The following is a 12,337-nucleotide window of genomic DNA, read 5'->3' as shown; positions in this document are numbered from 1 at the left end:
GCGCGCTGGGCGCCCGGGTCACCGTCGCCGCCTGCGACGTGGCCGACCGGGCCGCCGTCGCGGAGCTGCTGGCCGGCATCCCGGCCGAGACCCCGCTGACCGCCGTGGTGCACACGGCGGGCGTCCTCGACGACGGCGTGCTCGACTCCCTCACCGCCGAGCGCGCGGTCGGCGTGGCCCGGCCCAAGGCCGACGCCGCCCTGGTGCTGCACGAACTGACCCGCGAGCGGGACCTGTCGGCGTTCGTGCTGTTCTCCTCGGTGGCCTCCACCCTCGCCGGCACCGGACAGGGCGGCTACGCCGCGGCCAACGCCTACCTCGACGCGCTGGCCCTGCACCGCCGCGACCTCGGCCTGCCCGCCACCTCCGTGTCGTGGGGGCTGTGGGCCGGCAAGAGCCTGGCCGACGACGCGGTGGCCGCCCGGCTGGTCCGCGACGGCATGCCCGCCATGGACCCCGAGCGCGCCGTCGCCGCCCTGCGGGACGCGGTCGGCTCGGGCGAACCGCACGTGATCGTCTCCGACTTCGCGTGGGACCGCTTCGTCGCCGCCTTCACCGCCCTGCGGCCCAGCCCGCTCATCGCCGACCTGCCGGAGGTGGCCGCGGTCACCGAGCGGTCGGCCGCGCCCGAGCGGCCGGCCGCCCTGGACCGGACCGCGCTCCTGGACCTGGTGCGCACGGTGGCCGCCGAGGCCCTCGGCTACGACGGTGCCGACGCGATCGGCCGTGACCGGGTCTTCAAGGACCTCGGCTGCGACTCGCTGACCGCGGTGGAGCTGCGCAACAGGCTCTCCGTGGCGACCGGGCTGCGGCTCCCGGTCACGCTCGTCTTCGACCACCCGACCCCGACCGCCGTCGTCGACCACCTGGCGGCGGAACTGGGCGAGCCGGAAACCCGCTCCGAGACCGCCGCCGTGGTGCCCACGGCCGGCGCCGCGGTCACCGACGACGCCATCGCCATCGTGGCGCTCGCCTGCCGCTTCCCCGGCGGGGTGCGCACCCCGGAGGACTTCTGGCGGCTGGTCAGCGAGGGCGGCGACGCCATCACGCCGTTCCCCACCGACCGCGGCTGGGACCTGGACGCCCTCTACCACCCGGACCCCGACCACCACGGCACCACGTACACGCGCGAAGGCGGCTTCCTGCACGACCTGGCCGACTTCGACCCCGTCTTCTTCGGCATCTCCCCGCGCGAGGCGACCACCATCGACCCGCAGCAGCGGCTGCTCCTGGAGACCACCTGGGAGGCGTTCGAGCGGGCCGGCATCGACCCGCGGTCGGTCAAGGGCAGCCGCGCCGGCGTGTTCGTCGGCTCCAGCTACCACGACTACGGCCTGCGGGTGCGCAACGCCCCGGAGGAGGTCGAGGGCTACCTCGGCATCGGCAGCGCGGGCAGCGTCGCCTCCGGACGCATCTCCTACACCTTCGGCCTGGAGGGCCCGGCGGTCAGCGTGGACACCGCGTGCTCGTCCTCACTGGTCGCCATCCACCTCGCCGCGCAGTCGCTGCGCGCCGGCGAGTGCACGATGGCGCTGGCCGGCGGGGCCGCCGCGATGGCCACCCCGACGTCGTTCATCGAGTTCAGCCGGCAGCGCGGGCTCGCCGAGAACGGCCGCTGCAAGCCCTTCGCGGCCGCCGCCGACGGCACCGCCTGGGCCGAGGGCGTCGGCCTGGTCCTGCTGGAGCGCCTCTCCGACGCCCGGCGCAACGGCCATCCGGTGCTGGCCCTGGTGCGCGGCAGCGCGGTCAACCAGGACGGCGCGTCCAACGGCCTGACCGCCCCCAACGGCCCCTCGCAGCAGCGCGTCATCCGCGACGCACTGGCCGGCGCCCGCCTGACGCCCGCCGAACTCGACGTGGTCGAGGCGCACGGCACCGGCACCCGGCTGGGCGACCCCATCGAGGCCCAGGCGCTGCTGGCCACCTACGGCCAGAACCGCACGCAGCCACTGCTGCTGGGCTCGGTCAAGTCCAACATCGGCCACACCCAGGCAGCCGCGGGCATCGCCGGCGTCATCAAGATGGTGCTGGCCATGCAGCACGGCACGGTGCCCGGCACCCTCCACGTCGACGAGCCGTCCCCGTTCATCGACTGGAGCGCGGGCAGCGTCGACCTGGTCACCGAGAACACCCCGTGGCCGGTCACCGGTCACCCGCGCCGGGCCGCCGTGTCCTCCTTCGGCGTCAGCGGCACCAACGCCCACACCATCCTGGAACAGGCCCCCGGCGACGAACCGGCCACCACCACCGGCGGGCGGGAACCGCTGCCGGTGCCGCTGGTGCTCTCCGCCCGCAGCGCACCGGCGCTGCGCGAGCAGGCGGCCCTGCTCGACCGGCACCTGGCGGAGAACCCGGACGTACGGCCCGCCGACGTCGGCTACACCCTGGCCACCGCCCGCGCCCACCTGGAGCACCGGGCCGTCGTGCCGGACGGCGACCGCGACGCGATCCGTGCCGCCCTGCGGTCGGTGACCGGCACCGTGCCGCCCGCCGAGCCGCGCGTGGCGTTCCTCTTCTCCGGCCAGGGCAGCCAGCGGCTCGGCATGGGACTGCGGCTGCACCGCGAGTTCCCGGTGTTCGCCGAGGCCTTCGACGCAGTCTGCGCCGCTCTCGACCCGCTGCTCGAACGCCCGCTGCACGAGGTGATCGGCGCCGCCGCCGGCTCCGCGGACGCCGACCTGCTCGACCGCACGGCCTACACCCAGCCGGCCCTGTTCGCCGTCGAGGTCGCCCTGTTCCGGCTCGCCGAGCACTGGGGCCTGCGCCCCGACCACCTCATCGGCCACTCGGTCGGCGAGCTGGCGGCCGCCCACGTCGCCGGGGTGCTGTCGCTGCCGGACGCCGCCCTGCTGGTCGCGGAGCGCGCCCGGCTGATGCAGGCCATGCGCGGCGACGGCGCCATGGTGTCCGTGATGGCACCGGAGGAGGCGGTGCTGCCCTACCTCGCCGAGTGCGGGGACCGGGTCACCGTGGCCGCGGTCAACAGCACGGTGGCCACCGTCGTCGCCGGTGACGAGGACGCCGTGCTCGACGTCGCCGCCCGGCTCGCCGCCGACGGCCGCAAGACCAGACGGCTGCGGGTCAGCCACGCCTTCCACTCCCCGCACATGGACGGGATGCTGGAGGAGTTCCGCCAGGTCGCGGCCCGGCTGGAGTTCCACCCGCCCCGCATCCCCGTCGTCTCCAACGTCACCGGCGCCCTCGCCGGCGCCGACGAGCTGTGCACCCCGGACTACTGGGTGCGCCACGTCCGCGGCGCGGTCCGGTTCCTCGACGGCGTACGGGCCCTCGAACGGGCCGGAGTGACCGCGTTCGTCGAGATCGGCCCCGACAGCTCCCTCACCGCGCTCGCCCAGGACTGCCTGGACGGCTCCGCCGAACTGGTCCCGCTGCTGCACCGGGACCGCGACGAGGTCGACTCGGTGACCGCCGCCCTGGGCCGCCTCCACGCCCGGGTGACCACCCCCGACTGGGACCGGGTCCTCGCGGACCGTGCCGTGCGCCGCGTGCCGCTGCCCACCTACGCGTTCCAGCGCGAGCGCTACTGGCTCGACGACACCGCCGGTGGCGGCGACGTGACGTCCGCGGGCCTGATCGCCACCGGGCACCCGCTGATCGGCGCCGCCGTCGAACTGGCCGACGCCGACACGTACGTCTTCACCAGCAGGCTGTCCCTGCACAGCACGCCGTGGCTGGCCGACCACGGGGTCTTCGACGAGGCCCTGTTCCCGGCGACGGCCTTCCTCGAACTGGCCGTCAGGGCGGCCGACGAGGTCGGCTGCGCCCGGGTCGACGAACTGTCCCTGGCGGCACCGCTGGTGCTGCCGAGGGACGGCGCCGTCGTCCTGCAGATGCGGGTCGGCCCGCAGGGCACGGACGGCACCCGCTCGCTCGAGGTGTTCTCCCGGCCGCAGGACGCGCCGGCCGACGAGACGTGGATCCGGCACGCCGACGGTGTGCTGTCGCCGGGCGCCACGCCCGTCGCGTCGGTCACCGGGACCCTCACCGAGTGGCCGCCGCCGGGCGCCGAGCCCGTCGACGTGAGCGGCCTGTACGACCGGTTCGCGGAGAGCGGCTTCGCCTACGGTCCGGTCTTCCAGGGGCTGACGGCGGTGTGGCGGCGCGGCGACGAGGTGTTCGCCGAGGCCGCGCTGCCCGCCGCCGAGCGGTCCGAGGCCGGCCGGTTCGGACTCCATCCGGCCCTCCTGGACAGCGTGCTGCACTCCCTCGCCTTCGGCGTGCTGAGCGGCAGCGACCAGGCCTGGCTGCCGTTCGCCTGGAGCGGTGTCACCCTGCACGCCGGCGGCGCGGCCGCGGTCCGGCTGCGGATGGCGCCCACAGGGGACAGCTCGATGTCGGTCGCGCTCTTCGACGGCACCGGGGCGCCGGTCGCCACGGCCGAGTCGCTCGCCCTGCGTCCCGCGGCGCCCGCCCGGTCCGCGACGGGCGGCGGACGGACCCACCGGACCCTGTTCCGCCCCGAGTTCACCGAGGTGCCGCTGCCTGCCGCCGACGCCGGTCCCGCGTTCGAGGTCCGCAGCTACGAGCCGGGGCAGGACGCGGAGGCGGTGCGCCGTGCCACCCGGCGGGCGCTGGCCGACATCCGCGACTGGCTCGCCCGGGACCGGGCCGGGGCGAAGCTCGTGTTCAGCACCCGCGGCGCGGTCCCGCTGACCGCCGCGGACGACGTGCCCGACCTCGCCGGAGCCGCCGTCTGGGGCCTGGTCCGTTCCGCGCAGACCGAGCACCCGGACCGGTTCGTCCTGGTCGACCGGGAGCACGGCGACCAGGACCACGACGGTCAGGACCACGACGGCCGCGACGGCGACGACGGTCAGGACCACGGCGGCACGACGTTCGCGCGTGCCGTCGCCAGTGGCGAGCCGCAGCTCGCGGTGCGCGACGGACGGGCGTACGCCTACCGCATCGCGCGCGTCCCGGTCGGCGTCACGGACGCCGACCAGGAGTGGGAGCGCGGCGGCACCGTCCTGGTGACCGGCGGCACCGGTGCGATCGGCGCCCATGTCTCCCGGCACCTGGTCGCCGCACACGGCGTCAAGCGGCTGCTGCTGACCAGCCGCAGCGGCCCGGCCGGCGCGGGCGCCGCACGGCTGCAGGAGCAGCTGACCGCGCTGGGCGCCGAGGTGGAGGTGGCGTCCTGCGACGTCGCCGACCGCGACGCACTCGCCGCCCTGCTCGCCGCCGTCCCGTCCGAGCACCCGGTCACCGCCGTCGTCCACACCGCCGGTGTGGTGCAGGACGGCATCGTGGCGTCGATCACCGACGAGCAGCTGGACTTCGTCCTGCGGCCCAAGGTCGACGCGGTCCTCAACCTCCAGGAACTCACCGCGGACCTGGACCTGTCGGCCTTCGTGGTCTTCTCCTCCGTCGCCGGCGTCTTCGGCGGCATGGGACAGGCCAACTACGCGGCGGCCAATGCCTTCCTGGACGCCCTGGCACACCGCCGCAGGGCCCAGGGACTGCCGGCCGCCTCGCTGGCCTGGGGCCTGTGGGCCAACGACGCGGGCATGAGCGGCCACCTCGACGAGAACGACTTCAAGCGCATCGCGCGCGGCGGCATCATCGCCTTCCCGCCCGCGGAGGGCCTGGAGCTGTTCGACACCGCCCTCGCCGAGGACCATCCGGTACTGCTGCCGCTGCGCCTGGACACCACGGGGGCCCCGGCGCAGGGCGAGGTGCCCGCGGTGCTGCGGGGCCTGGTGCGCGCGGCCGTTCGGCGCGGAGCCGCCGACACCGCAGGCGGCACCGCCGAGGCGGCCGGGCTGGCCCAGCGGCTGTCCGGAATGACGGACGCCCAGCGCGACCGGGCCCTGCTCGACCTGGTCCGCGACCACACGGCCACCGTGCTGGGCTTCGCCGACGCCGGCTCCGTCGACGTCGACCGGGGCCTGCTGGAGGTGGGCTTCGACTCCCTGACCGCGGTCGAACTGCGCAACCGGCTGGGCGCGGCCAGCGGGCTCCGGCTGCCCGCCACCCTGCTCTTCGACTACCCGTCGTGCCGTGCCATCGCCGGCCACCTCGCCGCCGAGCTCGTACCCGAACCGGCGGACGGGCAACTGCCCGGCCTGGCCGAACTCGCGCGGCTCACCGTCCTCCTGGAGGACGAGCGCCACCGCGAGGAGCTGACCGGGCGGCTGAACGAGCTGCTGACCAAGGCGCGCGCGGCCGCCGGCGGCGACTCCGTCGAGGAACTCCTCGACGCGGCCGACGACGACGAGATCTTCGACTTCATCGACAACGAGCTGGGCATGTCGTGATCGCCCACCAAGGTAGAGGGACAGCAGTGAACGACGACAAGCTCCGTACCTACCTCAAGCGGGTCACGACCGATCTGCACCGCACGCGACAGCAACTGACCAGGCTCGAGGCCAAGGACACCGAGCCCATCGCCATCGTCGGCATGGCCTGCCGCTACCCGGGCGGCGTGCACAGCCCCGAGGACCTGTGGCGCATGGTCGCCGCCGGCACGGACGCCGTCACCCCGTTCCCGGACGACCGCGGCTGGGACCTGGAGCGGCTGTACGACCCGGCGGGCACCCGCCCGGACAGCAGCTACGCCCGCGAGGGCGGCTTCCTCGACGAGATCGCCGGCTTCGAGCCGCAGTTCTTCGGCATCTCGCCGAACGAGGCGCTCGCGATGGACCCGCAGCAGCGGCTGCTCCTGGAGACCACCTGGGAGGCGTTCGAACGGGCCGGCATCGACCCCCGGGTCCAGCGCGGCGCCCAGGTCGGCGTCTTCGCCGGTGTGCAGTACCAGGACTACGGCTCCCGGCTGCGCCGGGTGCCCGAGGAGGTCGAGGGATTCCTCGCCGGGGGCAACTCCGACAGCGTCGCCTCCGGACGCATCGCGTACGTCTTCGGCTTCGAGGGCCCCGCGGTCAGCGTGGACACCGCCTGCTCGTCGTCGCTGGTCGCCCTGCACCTGGCGGCTCAGGCACTGCGCGCCGAGGAGTGCACGCTCGCCGTGGCCGGCGGCGCCATGGTGATGTCGACCCCCGTCGCGTTCACCGAGATGAGCAGGCAGCGCGGCCTGGCCGCGGACGGCCGCTGCAAGTCGTTCGCCGCCGACGCCGACGGCACCGGCTGGGGCGAGGGTGTCGGCATGCTCCTGCTGGAGCGGCTCTCCGACGCCCGGCGCAACGGCCACCCGGTGCTCGCCCTGGTCCGCGGCACCGCCGTCAACCAGGACGGCGCCAGCTCGCGGCTCACCGCGCCCAACGGCCCCGCCCAGCAGCGGGTCATCCGCAAGGCCCTGGCCAACGCCAGGCTGACCGCGGCCGACATCGACGTCGTCGAGGCGCACGGGACCGGCACGCCGCTCGGCGACCCGATCGAGGCGCAGGCGCTCCTCGCCACCTACGGCCGCGCGCACAGCCCGGAGCAGCCGCTGCTGCTGGGCTCCCTGAAGTCGAACATCGGCCATACCCAGGCCGCCGCCGGAGTCGGCGGCATCATCAAGATGGTGCAGGCCATGCGCCACGGCCAGGTGCCGCCCACCCTGCACGCGGACCGGCCCACGCCCCAGGTCGACTGGGAGTCGGGCACGGTCCGGCTGGCCACCGAACTCCAGCCCTGGCCCGCGGTGGACCGGGTCCGCCGCGCCGCCGTCTCCTCCTTCGGCGTCAGCGGCACCAACAGCCACGTCGTACTGGAACAGGCACCGGCTCCCGAGCAGCCGGAGGAGACCGAGCCCGGCCCCGACGACGCCGACACCGCCGCCCCCGCCGCGGTGACCGCCCCGGCCGTCGTGCCCTGGACGCTCTCCGCACGCAGCCCGCAGGCGCTGCGCGCCCGGGCGGCCCAGCTGCGCGCCCTCACCGGCCTCGACCCGCTCGACGTCGGCCACTCCCTGGCCACCACCCGGGCCGCACTGGAACATCGAGCCGTCCTCCTCGGTGGCAGCGACGCCGACGCCGCGCTCGCCGCCCTGGCGAACGACGAGGAACACCCCACCCTGGTGCGCGGCACCGTCCGCCCCACCCGTGACCTGGTCTTCGTCTTCCCGGGCCAGGGCGCGCAGTGGACCGGCATGGCGGTGGACCTCCTCGACACCTCACCCGTCTTCGCCGAGCGGATCGCCCGGTGCGCCGAGGCGCTCGCCCCGCACGTCGACTGGTCCCTGGAGGACGTGCTGCGCTCCGGCGACTTCGACCGGGTGGACGTCGTCCAGCCGGTGCTGTTCGCCGTGATGGTCTCCCTCGCCGCCCTGTGGCAGGCCGCGGGCGTCCGGCCGGACGCCGTCGTCGGCCACTCGCAGGGCGAGATCGCCGCGGCCGTCGTGGCCGGCGCGCTCTCACTGGAGGACGGCGCACGCGTCGTCGCGCTGCGCAGCAAGGCGCTCAACGCCCTCGCCGGCCGCGGCGGCATGACCTCGGTCGCCCTCTCGGCGGAGGAGGCCCGGCGCCGTATCGGCCCCGGCCTCTCCGTCGCCGCCGTCAACGGCCCGTCGTCCGTCGTGGTCGCCGGCGACACCGCCGCCCTCGACACCCTCGACACGTGGGACGACGTACGCGTCCGGCGCGTCCCCGTCGACTACGCCTCCCACTCCGCCCACGTGGAGGAGATCCGCGAGGAGCTGCTGACCACGCTCGCGGGCCTGACCCCGCGCAGCGCCGAGGTCCCCTTCTACTCGACGGTGACCGGCGGTCTGCTGGACACCGCGGCCCTCGATGCCGGGTACTGGTATCGCAACCTGCGGCAGACCGTGGAGCTGGAGACCGCGGTGCGCGCGCTCGGCGCCGCGGGTCACGGCGTGTTCGTGGAAGTCAGCCCGCATCCGGTGCTGACGGCGGCGATCGAGGAGACGGTCGGCGGGACCGTGGTCGGCACGCTGCGGCGGAACGCGGGCGGCTGGGACCGGTTCCTGCTCTCCCTCGCCGAACTCCACGTGGCCGGCGTCTCCGCCGACCTCACATCGCTGCTCCCCGGCGGCTCCCGCATCGACCTGCCCACCTACCCCTTCCAGCGAGAGGCGTACTGGCTGGAGGACCATTCCGCCCAGCAGGGCGACGTGGCCGCGGCCGGCCTCGGCTCCGCCGACCACCCGCTGCTCGGCGCGGTCGTCGCGCTGGCGGACACCGAGGGTGCCCTGCTCACCGGACGCCTCTCCGTCCGCACCCACCCCTGGCTCGCCGACCACACGGTGCGCGGCGCGATCCTGCTGCCCGGCACGGCGTTCCTGGAACTCGCCGCCCGCGCCGGCGACCAGGTGGGATGCGACCGGGTCGAGGAACTCCTGCTGGAGACACCGCTCGTCCTGCCGGAGAACGGCTCCGTCACCATCCAGCTCGCGGTCGGCGCCCCCGACCCGGCGGGCCGCCGCACGGTCACCCTGCACGCGGCCCCCGACGGCACGGACGAGTGGACCCGCCACGCCAGTGGCACCCTGTCCACCGCGCCCGCCTTGCCTGCCGCCGACCTCACCGTCTGGCCGCCGCGGGACGCCACCCCGCTCGACAGCGCCGACATGTACGACCGCTATGCCGCGGCCGGCTTCGGCTACGGACCGGCGTTCCAAGGCCTGCGCACGGCGTGGCGTCGCGGCGACGAACTCTTCGCCGAGGTCGCCCTCCCCGACGACCAGCAGGGCCCGGCCCGGCTCTTCGGCCTGCACCCCGCCCTGCTCGACGCGGCGCTGCACGTCACCGGCCTCGCCGACGCCGCCGAGGCCCGGCTCCCGTTCTCCTGGAACGGCGTGGTCCTGCACGCCCAGGGTGCCACCGCGCTCCGCGTCCGCATCGCCCCCGCCGGACCGGACGCCGTCTCCGTGCACGTCGCCGACCCCGCCGGCCGGCCCGTGGCCTCGGTGGAGTCCCTCGCGCTGCGCCCGCCCGCCGCCGACGCCATGGCCACGCCGGGCGCCGACGCCGTCTTCCGCCCGGCCTGGACACCGCTGCCCGCCACGACCGGCACCGCGGCACCGGCCGAGACGCTCCGCATCCAGCCCGGCGGAGACGTCCGGGCCACCCTGCACCACGCCCTCGCCCAGGTGCAGCGGTGGCTCGCCGCAGACGAGCCCGGACAGCTGGCGTTCGTCACCACCGGAGCGGTGTCCGCCACCCCCTCGGAGGACGTCACCGACCTGGCCGGAGCCGCCGTCTGGGGCCTGGTCAGATCCGCCCAGTCCGAGCACCCCGGCCGCTTCGTGCTCGTGGACACCGACGCCGACCCGGACGGCGCCGAGGTGCCGCTCGTCACCGGCGAGGACCAGCTCGCGGTGCGCGGTGCCCGCCTCCTCGCCCCCCGCCTGGAGCGCGCCCGGTCCGACGACCGGCCGACGGCGCTCGACGGCACCGTCCTGATCACCGGTGGCACCGGCCTGCTCGGCTCCCACCTCGCCCGGCACCTCGTCACCCACCACGGCGTACGCCACCTCGTGCTGCTCAGCCGCACCGGACACGCTCCGGAACTGCACGCGGAACTCACCGGGCTCGGTGCCGAGGTCGACCTGGTCGCCTGCGACGCCGCCGACCGTGCCGCCCTGGCCGCGGTGATCGAGGGACTGCGGCGACCGCTCCGCGCCGTGATCCACGCCGCCGGCGCGCTCGACGACGGCGTCGTCACCGCCCAGACCCCGGACCGCATCGACACCGTCCTGCGGCCCAAGGTGGACGCCGCCGTCCATCTGCACGAGCTGACGCGCGACCTCGATCTGTCCGCGTTCATCCTGTTCTCCTCCGCCGCCGGCGTCTTCGGCGGCCCCGGCCAGGGCAACTACGCCGCCGCCAACGCCTACCTCGACGCGCTGGCCCAGCACCGCCGCGCAGCGGGGCTGCCCGCCCAGTCCCTCGCCTGGTCCCTGTGGGAGCAGGCCAGCGCGATGACCGGCCACCTCGACGAGGCCGACCTGCGCCGCATCGCGCGCTCCGGCATGCCGCCGCTCACCGTCGAGCAGGGACTCCAGCTGTTCGACCGGGCGTTGTCCGCACCGGACCCGCTGCTCGTCCTCATGCGCCTGGACCTGCCGGTGCTGCGCGCCTCCTCCGACCCGGTCCCGCCGCTGCTGCGCGGGCTGGTCCGCACCCCGGCCCGCCGGACCGTCGCGGGGCAGGACACCGCCGCCGACACCACCTCGCTGGCCGCACAGCTCGCCGCCCTGCCCGCCGCCGACCGCCTCGGCGCCGTCGTCGACCTCGTCCGCGCCCGCGTCGCCACGGTCCTCGGCCACGCCTCCGCCGACGTCATCGACGGCAGCAGGGCCTTCCGCGACCTCGGCTTCGACTCGCTCGCCTCGGTCCAGCTGCGCAACCGGCTGGGCGCCGTCACCGGCCTGAAGCTCCCAGCCACGCTGGTCTTCGACCACCCGACCCCGCTGGTGCTCGCCGAGCACCTCCTCACCGAACTGGGCGAGGGGCAGGACACGGCCGCCGCCACGGTCCAGGCCGTCGCGGTGGACGAGCCGATCGCGATCGTCTCCATGGGCTGCCGCTTCCCCGGCGACGTCCGGACCCCCGAGGACCTGTGGAACCTGGTCGCCTCCGGCGGCGATGCCGTCGCCGCCTTCCCCGGCGACCGCGGCTGGGACCTGGAGGGCCTGTACGACCCGGAGGGCGTCCGCCGCGGCACCTCGTATGCGCGCGAGGGCGGATTCCTCGCCGGGGCGGCCGACTTCGACCCCGGCTTCTTCGGCATCAGCCCGCGTGAGGCGCTGGCCATGGACCCGCAGCAGCGGCTGCTCCTGGAGACCAGCTGGGAAGCGCTCGAACGCGCCGGCATCCGCCCGCAGGACCTCAAGGGCAGCGCCACCGGTGTGTTCGCCGGTGTGATGTACCAGGACTACGCGGCGCGCCTCACCGAGGTACCCGAGGAGATCGAGGGCTTCCTCGGCACCGGCACCTCGCCCAGCGTGCTGTCCGGCAGGATCGCGTACACCTTCGGCCTGGAGGGCCCGGCCGTCACCGTCGACACCGCCTGCTCGTCGTCGCTGGTGGCGATGCACCTGGCGAGCCAGGCGCTGCGCTCGGGCGAGTGCTCGCTCGCCCTCGCCGGCGGTGTCACCGTCATGTCCACCCCCGCCCTGTTCACCGAGTTCAGCCGGCAGCGCGGCCTGGCCGCCGACGGCCGCTGCAAGGCGTTCGCCGAAGCCGCCGATGGCGCCGGTTTCGGTGAGGGCGTCGGTGTGGTGCTGCTGGAGCGGTTGTCGGATGCGCGGCGTCATGGTCATCCGGTGCTGGCGGTGATCCGCGGCAGTGCTGTCAACCAGGACGGTGCCTCCAACGGCTTGTCGGCTCCGAACGGTCCCTCGCAGCAGCGGGTGATCCGGCAGGCGTTGGCGAATGCGGGTCTGTTGGCGTCCGAGGTGGACGTGGTGGAGGCG

General features: G+C 75.2%; 2 protein-coding genes. Both read left to right on the top strand.

Annotated elements, in window-relative coordinates:
- The coding region (locus ABT137_RS50575) for an SDR family NAD(P)-dependent oxidoreductase (protein WP_351720752.1) at positions 1-6,278 on the top strand (6,278 nt) is incomplete at its 5' end.
- Positions 6,279-6,304: 26 nt separating this feature from the next.
- The coding region (locus ABT137_RS50570; protein WP_351720750.1) for an SDR family NAD(P)-dependent oxidoreductase at positions 6,305-12,337 on the top strand (6,033 nt) is incomplete at its 3' end.

Origin of the sequence: Streptomyces sp. NPDC001980 (assembly GCF_040296885.1) — a bacterium.
In the GTDB taxonomy this organism is placed as follows: domain Bacteria; phylum Actinomycetota; class Actinomycetes; order Streptomycetales; family Streptomycetaceae; genus Streptomyces.
The sequence above is the reverse complement of the archived record's forward strand: the minus strand, read 5'-3'. Positions and strand labels throughout refer to the sequence as shown.